The sequence below is a fragment of the Aquirufa rosea genome (assembly GCF_004118285.1).
Taxonomy (GTDB): domain Bacteria; phylum Bacteroidota; class Bacteroidia; order Cytophagales; family Spirosomataceae; genus Aquirufa; species Aquirufa rosea.
The window spans coordinates 61,483-79,283 of record NZ_SDHY01000002.1 but is presented as its reverse complement, the minus strand read 5'-3'; the positions used below and the strand labels follow the sequence as shown (position 1 = coordinate 79,283).

Annotated in this window: 11 protein-coding genes and 1 tRNA gene; 9 read left to right on the top strand and 3 right to left on the bottom strand. The window is 37.0% G+C overall.

The features are described from left to right. Positions 1-44 precede the first annotated feature (44 nt). Together ESB04_RS03315 and ESB04_RS03310 are read left to right on the top strand one after the other, a co-directional pair. A complete protein-coding gene (locus ESB04_RS03315; protein ID WP_129026257.1) occupies positions 45-1,523 on the top strand; it encodes an APC family permease in 1,479 nt (492 codons plus the stop codon). A gap of 86 nt (positions 1,524-1,609) precedes the next feature. Continuing rightward, a complete protein-coding gene (locus ESB04_RS03310; protein WP_129026255.1) occupies positions 1,610-3,202 on the top strand; it encodes a peptide chain release factor 3 in 1,593 nt (530 codons plus the stop codon). A gap of 126 nt (positions 3,203-3,328) precedes the next feature. On the opposite strand, the gene ESB04_RS03305 is transcribed toward ESB04_RS03310, so the two are convergent. Beyond that, on the bottom strand, positions 3,329-5,083 hold the full coding sequence (locus ESB04_RS03305; protein WP_129026253.1) for a phospho-sugar mutase: 1,755 nt from the start codon (positions 5,081-5,083) through the stop codon (positions 3,329-3,331). Between the two features lie 107 nt (positions 5,084-5,190). Here ESB04_RS03305 and ESB04_RS03300 point away from each other — a divergent pair, with 107 nt between their 5' ends. Beyond that, positions 5,191-6,975, top strand: a complete 1,785-nt coding sequence (locus ESB04_RS03300) for a hypothetical protein (protein WP_129026251.1) — start codon at positions 5,191-5,193, stop codon at positions 6,973-6,975. Here the strand turns inward: ESB04_RS03300 and dapF are convergent. Next, positions 6,962-7,735, bottom strand: a complete 774-nt coding sequence (dapF, locus tag ESB04_RS03295) for a diaminopimelate epimerase (protein WP_129026249.1) — start codon at positions 7,733-7,735, stop codon at positions 6,962-6,964. The genes ESB04_RS03300 and dapF overlap by 14 nt on opposite strands. A 204-nt stretch (positions 7,736-7,939) precedes the next feature. After that, positions 7,940-8,464 (bottom strand): DinB family protein, encoded by a 525-nt coding sequence (locus tag ESB04_RS03290; RefSeq protein ID WP_129026247.1) that lies wholly within the window; start codon positions 8,462-8,464, stop codon positions 7,940-7,942. Between the two features lie 74 nt (positions 8,465-8,538). Between ESB04_RS03290 and ESB04_RS03285 the strand changes: the two genes are divergently transcribed. The 6 genes from ESB04_RS03285 (at position 8,539) to ESB04_RS03260 (ending at position 17,787) form a co-directional block, all read left to right on the top strand. Next, positions 8,539-8,612: transfer RNA gene (locus ESB04_RS03285), tRNA-Asp, on the top strand. Positions 8,613-9,512: 900 nt separating this feature from the next. Next, positions 9,513-10,547 (top strand): AraC family transcriptional regulator, encoded by a 1,035-nt coding sequence (locus ESB04_RS03280; RefSeq protein WP_129026245.1) that lies wholly within the window; start codon positions 9,513-9,515, stop codon positions 10,545-10,547. 640 nt (positions 10,548-11,187) lie between these two features. Next, entirely contained in the window at positions 11,188-12,261 is a 1,074-nt protein-coding gene (locus tag ESB04_RS03275; RefSeq protein WP_129026243.1) for a helix-turn-helix domain-containing protein, read from the top strand. Positions 12,262-12,883: 622 nt separating this feature from the next. Further along, positions 12,884-14,491: a tetratricopeptide repeat protein gene (locus tag ESB04_RS03270; protein WP_164969583.1), complete on the top strand. Its 1,608-nt coding sequence runs from the start codon at positions 12,884-12,886 to the stop codon at positions 14,489-14,491. Between the two features lie 402 nt (positions 14,492-14,893). Next, on the top strand, positions 14,894-16,378 hold the full coding sequence (locus tag ESB04_RS03265; protein ID WP_129026239.1) for a sulfatase family protein: 1,485 nt from the start codon (positions 14,894-14,896) through the stop codon (positions 16,376-16,378). A gap of 2 nt (positions 16,379-16,380) precedes the next feature. Next, on the top strand, positions 16,381-17,787 hold the full coding sequence (locus ESB04_RS03260) for a sulfatase family protein (RefSeq protein ID WP_129026237.1): 1,407 nt from the start codon (positions 16,381-16,383) through the stop codon (positions 17,785-17,787). Positions 17,788-17,801 lie beyond the last annotated feature (14 nt).

The window sequence follows — 17,801 nt, the reverse complement described above, 5'->3', positions numbered from 1 at the left end:
ATTGCACCGGCTTTTTGATGATTTCCATTTAAAAATTTGATGCTATGAGCAACAGTATTTGGAGAAAAAAACCATTGGAAGCCTATGCTGCCGATGTGAAAAACAATCAATTAAAAAGAGTACTTGGTAAATGGGCATTGACTTCCTTAGGTATCGGTGCCGTTATCGGTGGAGGTATTTTTACCTTGACGGGTATTGCTGCCCATGATTGGGCAGGTCCAGCCCTAGCTTTATCTTTTGTGATGGCAGGGGTAGCATGTACTTTTGCTGCTTTATGTTATGCAGAATTTGCTTCCATTTTACCTGTGGAAGGCTCTGCCTACGCTTATTCCTATGGAACAGTAGGAGAGTTTTTTGCCTGGTTCATTGGATGGAACTTGATTTTGGAATATATGATGGGAGCTACTACGGTAGCCGTGGCCTGGTCTGGGTATTTTGAAAAACTATTACACCTCTTCAATATTAACTTACCGATTTATCTCACCAATGACCCTGTAACTGCCGCAGAAAAAGCGGAAAAGTTGAGAGCTGCGGGAGAAGTAGTACCGGATTTTGCTTTTGCCTTTAATTTACCAGCCTTCTTAATTGTTTGGGGAGTAACTTGGGTCTTAGTAAAAGGAATTAAAGAAGCTGCCAGTACGAATAATTTAATCGTGATTTTGAAAGTGGCAGCGGTGGTTTTCGTGATTGTGGTGGGTGCTTTTTATGTAGATACCGCCAACTGGACACCATTTATCCCGGATGCAGTCATTGATGATTCTGGGGCACAACATTATGGTTTTAATGGGGTGGTAACAGCTGCGAGTATTATTTTCTTCGCTTATATTGGTTTTGATGCAGTATCTACCCAAGCCGGAGAGGCTATCAATCCTACCAAAGATATTCCATTTGCGATTATCGCATCCTTATTGATTTGTACCTTATTGTACATCTTGGTGTCATTAGTATTAACTGGTATGGTCAAATACGATACTTTGGATTTAAAAGCTCCAGTAGCATCAGCTTTTGAAGGAGCTGGGTTGCCTATTGCCATGTACATTGTGACAATTGCCGCCACGGCTGGTCTTACATCTGTGATGCTGGTTATGATGTTGTCTCAAACACGTATTTTCTTAGGTATGGCAAAAGATGGTTTGTTGCCAAAAGGATTGTTTGGAGCAATTCACCCTAAGTTCAAAACCCCTTGGAAGAGCACTATTTTCGTAGGAGGTATTGTTTCTGTTGTTTCTGCCTTGACACCTATCGACAAAGTGTCAGAAATGTGTAGTTCGGGTACTTTATTAGCTTTTGCGATGATTTGTGGGGCAGTGTGGTTGTTGCGCGTTCGTGAACCGAATATTGAGCGTCCATTCCGTGCCCCATTGCTTCCGGTAGTGGCTACCTTAGGTATCTTGTGCAACCTTTACCTCATGTGGGGATTACGTACAGAAACTAAGATTTCTTTCTTGATTTGGGGTAGTTTAGGTGTATTGGTGTATTTCCTTTACAGTAGAAAAAATAGTAACCTGAATCAGAATAAGTAAGTTTATCAGAGACAATATTTGGCACCCGCATTGGGTGCCATTTTTTTTTGCCTTAATTTTGCAATTCATTTTTTAAAATTCATTGAATGAGTAATCTCGCTGCTGAAATTTCCAAAAGAAGAACCTTTGGAATCATCTCTCACCCGGATGCTGGAAAGACCACTTTAACGGAAAAATTACTCCTTTTCGGAGGAGCTATACAAACGGCAGGTGCTGTTAAGTCGAATAAGATTAAAAAGGGCGCTACCTCTGATTTCATGGAAATCGAAAGACAAAGAGGAATCTCGGTGGCTACCTCGGTGATGACTTTTGATTACCAGGGGGTTAAAATTAATATCTTGGATACACCAGGGCACAAAGACTTTGCGGAGGATACTTATAGAACCCTTACGGCAGTTGATTCCGTTATTTTGGTGATTGATTGCGTAAAAGGAGTAGAAGAACAAACCGAGCGTTTGATGGAGGTTTGTCGGATGCGAAAGACTCCAGTGATTATTTTTATTAACAAAATGGACCGCGAAGGTCAAAATCCATTTGATTTATTGGATGAGTTGGAGCAGAAGCTTTCTATTCGCGTTCGTCCTTTGACTTGGCCTATTAACATGGGCTCCAATTTCAAAGGAGTATATCATTTGCTAGATCATTCCCTGAATTTATTCTCGGCAAATAAAACAAAAATTGAGAAAAATGTGGTTTCGGTGGATATTCATACCCCAGAATTGGATGCTCGAGTAGGAGAGAAGGATGCTGCCCAATTACGGGAAGATGTGGAATTGATTGAAGGAGTTTATGAGCCTTTTGATCGTTCTGAATATTTATCTGGAGAAATTGCGCCCGTATTTTTTGGATCGGCGGTGAATAATTTCGGTATTCAAGAATTGTTGGATACGTTTACCAAGATAGCTCCACCCACTCAGGCTCGTGGCACCGATGTAAGGGTTGTTGAGCCTACCGAAAAGAAATTTACAGGTTTTGTGTTCAAAATACATGCCAATCTAGATCCTAAACATCGGGATAGAATAGCTTTCTTGCGTATTTGTTCGGGCGTTTTTCAAAGGAATACTTTTTATCAACATGTTCGATTAAAGAAGAATGTACGTTTTGCCAATCCATACAATTTTATGGCCCAAGAAAAAGAGGTGATCGAAGAGGGTTTCCCCGGCGATGTAGTGGGATTGTATGATACAGGTAACTTTAAAATTGGCGATACCCTCACAGAAGGAGAAGTGCTGAATTATCAAGGCATTCCTAATTTTTCACCAGAAATTTTCAAGGAATTGATTAACCTGGATCCAATGAAAGCCAAGCAATTGGAAAAGGGGATTGATCAGTTGACAGATGAGGGAGTAGCTCAATTATTTTTGCAACCTCAATTGGGTAATCGTAAGATCGTAGGAACGGTAGGAGACCTTCAATATGAGGTCATTCAATATCGATTGGAACATGAATATGGTGCAAAATGTCGCTTCGATGGTATGCAAGTAAGTAAAGCTTGTTGGATAACCTCAGAAGACCCCAAAAAGCTTCAAGAGTTTGTGCGTTTGAAGGGCCAGAACATTGCCCAAGATAAAGATGGCAATTATGTGTTTTTAGCAGAGTCTGATTGGATTTTGCGGATGAACCAAACGAATAATCCAGAAATAGAATTCCACTTTACTTCGGAGTTTAAGTTAGCGTAAAATCAGTTTTCTGGACAATATCTTTTGTTTTAAAAACGTTACAACGCTCAACGCTGTCAAGGTTTTAAACCTTAACAGCGTTAAAAAAGAGCGTTGAAAATTCTCTAATTTCCTCAGGAAACAATTTTATTTAAGCCCTAAGTCCTCCTGAATAGTTTTGACTTTTTCCTGCAAAGCCTTCAATGTTTGGTCGAAGTCGCTTGCCTCTTTTAACGGGGCATTGACAGATACATAAAACTTGATTTTAGGCTCTGTCCCCGAGGGTCTAGCGGAAACTTTGGATCCATCAGCAAGGATTAGCTGGATCACATTGGAAGCCTCTATTCCTCTTCCCTCCACGATTGGACTCACTTGTCCGGTGTTTAAATCCGTGGACTGTAATCCTTCATAATCCAATACCTTAACGGGTTTACTTCCCGCCACGCTAGCAGGGACATTAGATCGAAGGTTAATCATCATTTGCTTGATTTCCTCCGCACCTGCTTTACCTTTTTTCGTAAGCGAAATTAATCCTTCATAATAGAAATTATTCTCGATATACATTTCAGCCAGAAAATCGAATAGGGATTTTCCTTGGTCTTTGGCAAAGGCTGTTAACTCAGCAATCATCGCACATGAGGCCACGGCATCTTTGTCGCGCACTGCATCCCCAATTAAATAGCCATAAGATTCTTCTCCTCCACCAATGAATTTTTCCTTTCCTTCTAATTCGCGAATGACCTGTGCGATGTATTTAAATCCCGTCAATGTGTTATAACACGGCACACCTTGCTGAGCACACATTTTATCAATTAAGTCGGTGGTTACAATTGTTTTAGCTACAAATTCCTTGCCCGTTAATCGGCCAAGCTTTTTGTCTACTTTCAATAAGTAATAAAGAATCAAGCTGGCCATTTGATTTCCATTTAACAATTGCCAATTACCACTAGGGCTCTTCACGGCAGCTCCCACACGATCCGCATCTGGGTCGGTCGCAATCACCAAATCAGCATCCAAAGCTTTGGCTTGTTCAAGTGCCAAAGTCATCGCCTCTTTTTCCTCTGGATTAGGATATATTACGGTTGGGAAATTCCCGTTTGGTTCTGCCTGCTCATGCACTATATGTACCGAGGTAAAACCCAACAATTGCAATGCTTTAGGAACCAAAGTGATACCAGTGCCGTGAATAGGAGAAAAGACAATCTTAAGGTCTTTTTGACGCTGAATAACCTCCGGTTGACGGCAGTTTGCTTGTATAGTTTTTAAATATTCTTGATCTATTTTCTCATCCAAAATGTGCAAAAGTGCATCGTTGCCTTGGAATTTAATGTCATCTACTGAAAGAATGGCGTTCACTTCAGCAACGATGTTTTTGTCGTGAGGAGCCACCACTTGCGATCCATCTGCCCAATACGCCTTATAACCATTGTACTCCTTGGGGTTATGAGAAGCGGTAATAACCAATCCCGCATGGCAACTTAAATGTCGCACTGCGAACGATAATTGAGGAGTAGGACGCAAGGCAGGGAATAAATACACTTCTATGCCATTGGCAGTAAAAATATCAGCCGCAATCCGACAAAACTCCGGCGAGTTATTTCTAGAATCATGGGCAATAACCACTTTGATTTTCTGATTACCCAATACGGTCAATAGGTAGTTGGCAAATCCTTGTGTAGCAGCACCAACCGTGTAGCGGTTCATGCGGTTACATCCTACCCCCATTTCTCCGCGCATTCCACCTGTTCCAAATTCCAAAGATTTATAAAATGAGTCGGTCAGGGTCACATGATCTTCTTGATCAATCAAGCGCTGGATTTGAGATTTTGTTTCTGCATCATAGGCTCCGGAAAGCCACTGATTTACATTTTGTTGAGTCGTACTGTCAAGGTGTAATGCCATAAGGTTAATTTTCAAAGAAGGCTGTCAAATTATTTGCTTACTTTTGTGGATATGAGAACACATAGCCTCTAAATTAGAAAATTTTCTTAAGAATAATATTGGGTTTAATGAACTTGTTTCGCCAGCGGTATTTTTATTTTTTTCTTTCACTAGCACCTGCCATTTTCTTCTATTTATTTCTGCTGAAATTTGGAATCAATGCTCCTTTTGCTGATGACTGGAGTGCTATCAATGGCTTTATAATTCGTTTTTTTTACGGGAATGATACATGGTTAGACAAAATTGCCTTGTTGGTATCTCAATGCAATGAACATCGAGAGGGTTATTTGTCCATTGTCAGTTTAATACAATATTTCATAACTGGGCAGATTGACTACATGACTCTAAACCTGGTTGGGGCAGGGGCAACCTTGGGGGTACATTTCATTTTACAAGCCTACCTGCATCGCTACCAATTACCTCAATGGTGGATTATTCCATTAGCTTTTATTTGGTACAATGTCGCTTATTTTCACAATGTCTTTTGGCCGGTCTGTGCCTTGCAGCATAATAGCATTGTGTTTTTCATACTAATTGTATTTTATGTGCTGGACGGTAAAGGGAATGCCAAGACCCAGTTTATCACCGCACTAATTTTAGCATTTATAGCAGTTTTCACCAGTGGAAATGGCTTTTTACTATTTGCTGCGGCCATACCCATGTTGAAAAATTATGCCAAGATGTATTGGTTAATTTGGGTTATTTCTGGAGTTGCCTTTTTCGGATTGTATATGTGGGGCTATCAACATCCGTACCAACGAGGACATTTGTCGGATAATCTACATCTGGTGGGAGCTATCATTCAAACTTTCTTGGTTTATTTAGGTTCATTTGTAGGAGTATTTTTCTCAACCACTTCCGAGCTTCGGATTCAAGTAAGTATGGGCCTAGGAGCAGTGGCTTTATTAGCTTGGATGATATTTGTTCTCAGAAATACCTATCAATTGATTCGTCAGAAATCATCTTTTGACTTCATTATTGCTATTCAGTTATTCATTCTGGCTACCGCCCTGATTTATTCAATTGGTCGTGCCAATTTGCCGATTGAATTTGTGTTTGAGAGTCGTTATGCGATTAATAGTACCCTGTTCTTAATCAGCCTATGCCTACTTTATTGGCATACATTTTCACTGAATAAATCATGGAATGTCTGGCTAATTTTAGCATTTTCTATGCTATACTTTGGGTTGTCTTATTGGAATAACTTATTGGCTGTGGTTAATTTTACCACGGCAGAATCTGCAGCTATCATCAAACACAGCATCCAGCGCAGAGAGCATTATTATTTTGTTGATTCATTAGGTAAAAAATCTGATTTAGGAGCTCCCAAAGGTGTATCATTGTCTCAATTAAGTGGGCCAATCGTGGATTTTACGGCAGAACTTCCTAGTTCAGTGGCATACGTGAATGATGTGGTTTCGCTAACATTTGCCCATGGATTTTACCAGTTGGGCCCTAGAGAGGCACATTTAGAAAAGGAATTTCAAAAAGATGTTCAGGTAAAAACTTCCTTATCAACAGGCAAAGATTTGTTGCAGTTTAAGTTAGAAAAAAATGGTTTAAGGTATCATGGCGAGAAAACGCATGTCAAGGTTTCGCATGGTTCCGACGGGATTTACGTGGTCTTTGAGAATGCCGAAAAGAAATGCTGGGTCTTTAATTTGTATTTTATGGAATTGGATAGAGCCCGTCAGTTGAAATATCACGATGCCATTTATGTGCGACACGCTGAAGGATATTTGCCATTTATTTATCTGCCAGATGGAAATTACCGCCTGAAAATATACCGGGTAGAAAATAATCAAGTAAGTGCGATGGGAAGTTTTACCAATATACCCGTTAAAGGGATGTAATTTCGCCTTTAAAGACACACACCGCTGGTCCAATAAGGAATATATCATGATATCCGTTTTGAGCATCACCTTTGAACTCAATGGATAGATTTCCTCCTAAAGTTTGAATGCTAATTGGACTGGACAGGCCTTTGACCGAGTTAGCCACTAAAGCGGCAGCTGTTACCCCAGTTCCACAGGAATAGGTTTCATCCTCTACGCCGCGTTCGTAGGTTCTGACAAATAGTCCTTTTTCTAGAATTTCCACAAAATTGACATTGGTACCACCTTGTGGTTTGAAAGTGTCAGAATAGCGGATGGCGGCACCTACTTGCTGGACATTCTCATCCTTCACACTTGAAGTAAATCGAACCAAATGCGGGGAACCTGTTTGTGCAAAATAGTCGCCTTCAATAGCATCAATTTTGGCCACATTTTTCATGTGCAAGGAGATTTTATCCGGGGCAATATGTGCGTGGTGCTCTCCATCAATGGCAATGAAAGTGGTGAAATTTTGTACGATATTTAAGTCGGCCGCAAAGCGTACTAAACAGCGTCCACCATTGCCACACATACTACCTTCGGTTCCATCTGAATTATAATAAACCATACGGAAGTCATAACCTTCGGCATTTTGAAGTAGCATTAACCCATCGGCTCCAATGCCAAAACGGCGGTGACATAGATGGGCAATCTCCGCTTGACCGAGCTGAAAAGTTCCTTCTCTGTCATCAATGACCACAAAATCGTTGCCTGTACCTTGGTATTTGTAAAATTTCATGGGGTAAAGATAGTGAAGAATGAATAATTGTTAACAGAGTTAGTAATGTTGTAGAATGTAAAATGAATATTGTAGAGTTTTGGTTTAAAAATTCAAAATAATCACTTGAATGATAGATTCGACAGCAACTAGGTAAGACAAATTGCAATGCCCGTAGGCGCAAGACCTCCTAACACTCAATTGTACATTCCAGTTGCTACATTCCTAATTCCTAATAGCATATCGCTCATTCATAATGGACAGATGATGCTTTTCATGTCCGGCAATCATCCAAGATAATGCACGAACAGAGACGGAATTGCCATTAGCCTGACCAATAGTATTCCATTGATCAGGAGAGAAGGATTGTAAAAGGGCGATGGTAGCTTGACGTGTTAGGTGATACTGTTTGAGGATCAGTTCAGGATTTTGATTTTCGTAATGGGCTTTTACTAAATAGGCATTTTCATCAAATCCCGGTAGGGCCTGTTGTTCTCCTCGACTAATAGCCAAGGCACGATAAGAGATGATACGTTCTGTATCTACCATGTGGCCTAAAAGCTGTTGCAAGGTCCATTTACCTGGGCTATAGGCGTAAGACCATTGCCTAGGAGAAAGATTTTGGTAAATGTCCAAGATTATTTTTGTTTGATTCTCAAAAACTTCAAAAATATTCTCGTTGGGCTCAAAATTCAGATATTCAGTGAAGTAGCTGGTTTTAGGGTATTCATATGAGGCAGGAGGGAACATATTTTTTAGGTTTTTTTTGCTTGGGCATTTGTTTGAAAGGATAAATTAGCTAATTTTGTGCCACATTACAAGACGGTCCGGTAGTTCAGTTGGTTAGAATACATGCCTGTCACGCATGGGGTCGCGGGTTCGAGTCCCGTCCGGACCGCTCAAATAAAGTTAAGTCCCTGATTTTCAGGGACTTTTTTTATGTCTATTAGATTGTATCAAAATCTAGTTCGGGGCAATATATGGAGGAGGAGATCGGGGAATGGACAAGTGAGGTTAATTTCTTACCATATGTCATTGGAAAGAGTTACATGAATTTCCATTCAACTATTGCTTTCATTCAATATACGGTTGATAAACTTATCTTTAACCCGTTTTTTTGAACTAAGAGTAATTCATTGTATCTAATGTTCTTGTAAAATTCAAGCAATTTTTTGGGAAAACATTAAGAACCCATTTATTAAAAAATAATCCCCTAACCAAAGGCTAGAGGATTAATATGTACCTGTGTTCTATTACTGTATCTGTTTCTAAATACGATATCCACGAAATTAAATAGGGTATTTTTTGTCCACAAATGGTATATGTTCAATAAATTCAAATAAAGTTCATAATTAGAAATCTGCTGACCATATTTTTTGATTTTGAACATTACCAAGATTAAAATTGATGCTGTTATACGTAACTATTTGATAATTAAGCGATTTCGTTTTTGTTTTTTGAATGAAAAAGTGTAATTTCAGGTATCAAATGATTGAATTTCACTTGGATGTGTTCAAGCTTACAAGCTAGGTTTTCAGGGGTCTATTCGTCAGTGTTCTATTAAATACTATGGTTGTATGATTTTTGGTATCACTTTTTTGGTGATATCGTAATTGTTGGATTTAAAAAACTATAGGATTTGACTAATTTAACCTATTTAATTATCACCCTTGTTTTATCATCGCTCGGGTTTATTGTAAGTTCCATACTACTTTTTGGACAATCCATTTCATTTTTAAGCTCGAAGCTACTCGCTGGATTACTCATATCTTTATGCTGTACCTCCATTGGCTTATCCATGTCAACGACGAGTATATATCTAGAATACCCCAACTCATATAAAATATTTGCTTGGGCGCCATTTTCTATTGCTCCTTTTGCCTACTTGTATATAAAATCGGTCTTACACCAATCCGTAAGATTACGCCGAAAAGAATTTTTATTGTTTTTACCTGTGCTGCTTTATATGCTCAATAGAATCCCATTCTATCTTCTTTCCGATGGTGAAAAAATGCAGTTTATCCTAAGAACATATCAAGATAAAACATTGTATTTAACCGAACCTGAAGGATTGCTTCCTATACAATGGGCACCAATTATTCGATTTATCTATTTGTTGACTATTACCATCTTTACCGTTTATGAGTTAATTAAATCTAGAAAAAAAATATTTAATCTTAAGGATATTAATTCCAACAATCAAGATATATATCGTTTTCATTGGATTATTACTTCCATTTTATTTTGGGGATTAATCGCTGCCATTTTAGGTGTGATCATTCAAGTAAAATTTAACATACAAGCTAATGGGATATTTCTTATAAGTTTATGGGTAGAAATATTAGTTATCAGTATTTACTTATTTTCAACGCCTAATATTCTATATGGATTGATAGGATGGATTCAAATAAATAATCCAGTAAGAAGTTTACAAGAGGCAGTGGGTATCATGGAGGAGGATGAAGAAATCTCCCATGTCAGTATTCATAAAGGGAGAAATATTTGGTTGACCATCAATGAACATTTGCAAAAAAAGAGATCATTTACCAAAATTGGATACACTATCGTGGATCTTTCCACAGAAATCAATATTCCCATGTATCTGATTTCCGCAGTTATAAACCAAGAGGCAGGAAAGAATTTCAATGAATTTATCAATGATATTCGAATTGAGTATTTGAAAACCTTTAAAAAGGAAGATCCATTTTTTGAAAGTTATTCCAACGAATACATAGGTCAAAAAATTGGTTTTGCCTCCCGTACCTCATTCATTACAGCTATTAAAAAAAGAACCGGTTTGTTACCTAAAGATTATTTAGATCAATTGGATTGATTAAATGTTTATTTACTACTTATTATCTAAAAAGCTTCAGAGGAATCTGAAGCTTTTTTATTTAAGTATTTAGTAAAATGTTAGATTGAGGAATAGAAAATTTGTATTTGTAAATTACATTAAATAAATTTTAGCTGTAGATGCAAAAAAAATAATCCTTCAGCTATAAGCCAAAGGATTACCAAAAACTGTGTTCTATAGTTCTATCTGTTCCTAAAACAAATAAAGTCGAAATTAGCCACCCCAATTTTAGTGTACAAGAGCTTCTTGTTCACTTTTGGGGAATTTGTGTTCAAATTTCAAGATTTTGGACATCATGGTGCTCTCTTTGTCGTTTGTTCCCTGCGTTTTTTTCTAGTTTTACTTTAAAATAGGATATTATCAATATCAATTGTTGTCAAACGCATGGGTATTATAATTTCTTTAGGTGTTCTATGATGGAATAAACCTTAAATTTTTAAAATAATACGATACTGTTCTAAATTAACATTACAATCATTTACACTTCAAATTGAACGATTTTACATTTATACTCATAACCCTGATTGTATCTACGCTGGGAATTGTAGTTGCTTGCATACTGATCTTGGGGCAATCCTATTCGTCTTTAAGTTCAAAATTATTAGGAGCTTTAATTTTGATGTTAGTATTAACCTCTGCAGGAAATATATTGCCTTTGACGGATATATACATAAAATTTCCATACACGTACAAAATTTATTCTTGGGCACCCATATGCATCGGCCCTTTTGCTTATTTGTATATTAAATCAGTACTTCATCAGTCGGTAGTTTTATTGCGAAAGGAATTGTTAAACTTTATTCCTGTGCTCATATATATGGTTAACAGAATTCCTTTTTATCTACTTAGTCAGGAAGAAAAAAAGGCGTTTATATTAAATACAATTTTTGATAAATCGCTGTATATTTCTGAGCCTGAAGGAATGTTGCCAACTAATTGGGCTCCTTTTTATCGGATTTTTTGTTTATTGATTTTTTCGGTTTTGACCTTTTATGAATTATATAAATCAAAGGATAAAATATTTAATTTAAAGTTACAGATTGAAAGAAATAAGGAGATCTTCCGATTTCATCTAATCATAGCTACTGTTTTATTTTTTGGAATACTTGTTGCATTTGTAGGAGGCGTTCTGCATCTAAATTATAATATTTCTGTGGGTCGATTCATTTTAGTAAGTATTTGGGTGGAGATTTTGGTTATTAGTTTGTACTTATTTTGCCATCCCAAAATTCTTTATGGATTGACGGGATGGGTTCAAATCAATAATCCCGTTAGGTCTTTAAATGAGGCTGTCGAATTTGTAGAACCAGAAGAAGAAATCACTTTTGTCAGTATTCACAAAGGGAGAAATATTTGGTCTACCATAAATGAACATTTTGAAAAAAGTCAGTCATTTACCAAAATCGGCTACACCATTTCTGATCTTTCCATGGAAGTGAATATTCCCATCTATTTGCTTTCGGCAGTTATAAATCAAGAATCGGGTAAAAATTTTAATGAGTTTATTAATGACGCTCGAGTAGATTATTTGAAGACTTTTAAGAGTGAAGACCCTAACTTTGCTAATTACTCCATTGAATTTATTGGAAAATATGTTGGCTTTGCCTCGCGTACTTCTTTTATAACGGCTGTTAAAAAAAGAACAGGCTTATTGCCCAGTGAGTATTTGGAAAAACTCGCATCTGTGGATTAATTTTATTCGGGATAACAGGTTTTCTCATTACTTTTCACTCCGCATTAAAAGAATATTATGCCTTAGTTTTGAGGCAAGCCTTTGAAATTTGGATAAAATGATGAGGGTTATTTATTTTTTTGTCAATTGTTTTATTCTTTACATTTACGTATCGCCGTTACTTTTTTCAGCACTAGTCTTTCAGCTAACTAATTGGAATGGTAACTAGCTAACCTTACTAGCAAAAATGGAAGTATTTCAAGGAAGATAATCGGATTATTCTTTAAAAATTAATAAACTAAATATAGCAATTGGAATAGTTAATGTTTAAGAGCTAACCTTTTAATTTGTCTGATTATAGGCGAATTGTGGCAGCAAAATTACTACATGACTGTGACTTTGTTTGTTGATTTATGTGGTTTTTGAATATGAATTATCTCACATGTGACAGTAATGTGATAGTAACATCTTTCTTCCTCACTTTATAGATATTTAACTTACATCTTTTGTGATTTTCAAATTTTGAGAAATGATTTGGGAGAAGAAAAATGGTATAATTTGTTCTATTTAATATCTGAATACTAATTGCTTTTTAGCTATGAAATTTGTTTTTGGGTACTTACTGTGTTCTTTCACAATCCTATTGACAATATCCTGCGAGAATGAGAAATCACTCGATGTGGGAATTTTGACGGACAGTCAAAAAATCAAAGACTCTTTACAGGTCATTCAGAAATTACAAATTGCTAAGAAAAATATATTAATAAACTATAAGCTGGGTATTAGTGAAGCTATTGAAGCATCGAAACTTGCTGAAAAACTAGATATTCCCAAGCTAAGATTTGACGGCTATTTAGAAGTCACAAGAGGGGCTTTGTATGCGGGAATATATGATATAGCGGAGGTATATTTAAATAAATACTTGGATTTGGCAGAAAAGGAACAAGATGAGAAGAGAATAGGTCAAGCTATGGGTAATTTAGGGGTATTACACATGTTTTTGGGAGAATTAGATCATGCGGATAGTTTATTTAATCAAGGGATTACCAAGTTACAGCAATATGCCAAACAACATCAAGAGGATGTTTCCTTGGAGGATCAGCTGAATATTTATTTGGATTTAGGGCATATTTATAAAGAGAAAAAGCAATTTTCTAAAGCTGAACAAGCTTACCTTTCTGGTATTACCTTTGCAAAGCATAAATCGGAATTCCAATTAGTTTATGCACAGTTACTTCAATCATTGGGTATTTTATATGTTGAAACAAATCAAATAGCTAAAGCAAAAAGTTATTTAGACTTAGCCCTAGAAATTCAAAAAAAGCTAGAAAATTCTCCTATGGTAGCGGCATGTTATTTGAGTTTGGGTGAATTTTCTGAAAAAAATAATCAAAAAAATGCTGCGCTAGATTATTATACGAAAGGTCTCGAAATAGCTAAAAAGTCAGATTTAGTGGAGGTAGAAGCTGAAATTTCGGATCATTTATATCAGATTTATCAGAAGGAGGGGAATGCCAAATTAGCCTTGGATTATTTAAATCAAAATTTGGATTCCAAAGCAAAAATGAAAAGAGATGAAGCTAAAGAAGCTTTGTATCGGAAATCATTTGCTCGAAAAATTTTTAAGAAATTAGAAGCAGAAAAGAATCAAGAAAGGAAGACCAGGCGACTTTTAGCTGTTTTACTCTTGGTCATTATACTCGTTATTTTATATTTCTTAATGAAGTATTTTCGGCGTAGTAAGGAAATCGAATTAGGTTATGAAAAGGAATTACAGCAATTGGAAATCAGTAAGTTGGAAAATGATAGGTTGCAGGCAGACCTAGAAATGGTCAATAAGAAAATGGCCTCTAATGCCTTGCAAGCCATTCAAAAGGAAGAATCACTTAATCTAATAGTTCACCGAATAAGATCAACAAAGCCAACTAATTCTGACCCTAGCCATCTATTAAAAAGTATTTCTAAAGATATAGAAAAGCTTAATTCAACAAAAAACTGGGAGGAATTTGAAGTCCGATTCGTTGAGATACATAAATTTTTCTTTCAAAAATTACTGGAGGCACACCCTGGGCTAAGTAATAATGACCGGCGTCTATGCGCTTTCTTGAAATTAGATATGAGCACTAAGGAGATTTCTAATTTAACAGGTCAGTCATTAAGGGCAGTGGAAATGGCTAGAATTCGACTAAGGAAAAAGTTAAACCTGACTAATTCTGACGTCAGTATTTTTACTTATTTGTCTGATTTTTAGCTAATTAAAATACTTCAAATGTGTATTTCTTTTTTGTGACAGTTATGTGACAGTCTGTAATTTGCACCACAATTTTTGGGTGTATTTATTTGTACATCTTTAATGATAGAACATGTTAAAGAAATAGAACACAGAGATTTTGGAAAGCTCAACCTTTGATAGGGTTGAGCTTTTTTATTCCCTCCATGTTTCCAATTTTCCCTTCTATTCTTATTCCCACCTCTTCTTAATTTCCCTGATCATTATTGGTATTTAATGACAAAGAGTATATTTACCAATATAATTACTAACCTATTTAAATAAGATAAGTCTTGGACATTCAAGCGAAATTGGGCTACAGGGGATATTACTTTTGTTGATTTTCCAAAATTTAATGAAATTCTAGACTATTGCCTTTCATACATGAAAAAGCGACTAACCTATATTTCAATTTGTAGCCTATGTTTGTTGGCTATGGTGCCTTGGAGTGTTGCGGGCCAAAAAAAATCTAAACCCAACATTCTTTACATCCTAGTAGATCAGTGGCGGGCGCAATCTACTGGTTATGCCGGTGATGAAAATGTACAAACGCCCAATCTGGATCGTTTGGCAAGTAAAAGTTTAAATTTAACTCATGCCGTCTCAGGTATGCCTGTATGTTCTCCACATCGGGCCTCTTTTTTAACGGGTCAGTATCCTTTGACCCACGGAGTATTCATGAATGACGTGCTCTTGGATTCTAACCGTACTACTATTGGTAAAATATTCAAGGCTCATGGTTACCAAACGGCCTATTTAGGAAAATGGCATGTGGATGGTCATGGGCGTAGTTCCTATATTCCTAAAACCCGTCAACAAGGTTTCGATTATTGGAAGGCTTTGGAATGTACGCATGACTATAATAAATCGGCCTACTATGAAGGAGATTCCCCACAGAAAAAAATGTGGGAAACCTATGATGCCATTGCGCAAACCCAAGATGTTTGTCAATACATTAATAAGCAGCAAGCTGGTGATGATCCATTTTTTTTAGTGCTTTCCATTGGTTCTCCTCATGATCCTTACCAAACAGCACCTGAAAAATACCGAAAAATATATGAGAATAAAATCTTTAAACTCAGGGATAATGTTCCAGCGGATAAAGTAGCCAAAGTACAAAATGATTTGAGAGGTTATTATGCTCATATGACGGCCATTGATGATTGTGTTGGGCAGCTTTGGCAAACATTGAAGGATAAAGGATTGGATCAAAATACCCTGATTGTTTTTACTTCTGACCATGGAGATTTGCTGGGTTCACATGGGGCCTGGAATAAACAGCAACCTTATGATGAAAGCGTACGTGTACCGTTTTTAATTCATTATCCTAAAGCATTGGGAGAGAAGGGTAAAAAATCCAAGGTATTGATAAATTCTCCAGATATCATGCCTACCTTATTAGGGTTCACTGGAATTAAGATACCCTCATCGGTGGAAGGAAAGGACTTTTCAGCTATTTTAAAGGGGAAAAAGAAAAATGATGTTTCCTATACCCTTTTGTCTTGTGTACAGCCATTTGGTCAATGGACTCGTAAAAGAGGAGGTAAAGAATACCGTGGGGTCATGACAGAAAAATATACTTATGTGCGTGATTTGAATGGGCCTTGGTTACTTTTTGACCGAGAAAAAGATCCTTTTCAAATGAATAATTTGGTGGGTAAAAAGGAGCTGTATCAGCTAGAAAGTAAGTTGGACAAGATGCTATCCCATGAGTTGAAAAAGCGGAAAGACGCATTCTTGCCAGGTTTACAATATGTCAAAAAATGGAATTATGTGATCGATTCCACGGAAACCGTGCCTTATGTAAAAATTAATTATCAAGGATTGCCCATCAAGGATAATTCTTCCGGATATCCAGAAACTAAATAAATATGAAAGTATTTCAATTGATTCCTGTTTGGATTCTTGCGCTTGGTTTATCGGTTCAAAACCCCATCTATAGCTTGGCGCAAGGGAAGTCACAAAGACCAAATATTATTTTTATTTTAACCGATGATCACCGGGCAGATGCGATGGGTTTTGCCGGAAACAAAATTATTCAAACGCCGGAGATGGATAAGCTGGCCAAGGAGGGTATATATTTTAAAAATGCTTTTGTTACCACGCCAATTTGTGCAGCCAGTCGGGCGAGTATTCTTACGGGATTATATGAGAGAACCCATTTATACACGTTCCAACAAGGTAATTTGAAACAAGGCTATGCGGATATGTCTTATCCGGCTTTACTTAAAAAGGCGGGGTATTACACGGGGTTTTATGGAAAATTTGGTGTAGAATATCCGCATTTTAATACGCTATTTGATGAAGGAGAGAATTATGATCGAAATACGAAATACAAAGATAGAAGGGGTTATTTCTATAAAACCTTGGGTCAAGATACGGTTCATTTAACCCGATATACCTCTCAAAAGGCCATGGATTTTATTTCCAAAGCGCCAACAGATAAACCATTTTGTTTATCCTTGAGTTTTAGTGCGCCGCATGCACACGACCCGGCCTTAGACCAATATTTCTGGCAGCCTGAATTGGATACTATGTATCAACATGTCACCATTCCTCCGCCAATCATGTCTTCTGATGCTGATTTTATGGCTCAACCAGAGTATGTAAGAAAGGGAGAAAATAGAACACGCTGGTTATGGCGATTTGATACACCAGAGAAATATCAAAAAAGCGTAAAAGGTTATTATCGTATGATTTCTGGAGTAGATTTGGAAATTGGAAAGATTAGAAAATTGTTGGTCGCAAAGGGAATTGATAAAAATACCATCATCATTTTGATGGGAGATAATGGCTACTTTTTGGGGGAAAGGCAATTTGCCGATAAGTGGTTAATGTATGATCAGTCTTTACGAGTGCCCATGATTATTTATGATCCCAGAAATTTAAAGCCTCGGGTTATCAAAGACGAGGTATTGAACATTGATATTGCTCCCACCATATTTGGATTTGCGGGAGTGAAGGCTCCAAATGCTTGGCAAGGAATCAATTTGGCTAACTATACCCAATCGCAGGCCCCTGCCAAAAGCCGATTGGAGTTTTTATGTGAACATTTATGGAAAGTGGATATTATTGCCTCCAGCGAGGGCTATAGAACCAAAAAGTGGAAATACTTTAGGTACCGAGATGATTTGAAGCACGAAGAATTATATGACTTGCTTCGTGATCCAATGGAAAAAAATAATCTGGCCAATCAAGAAAAATATCAATCTGTTTTGGTGGAAATGAGGAAGAAAATGGGGCAAAAGATTGCCAGGTTAGAGGCGAGTAGACTATAATGTATTGCCATATT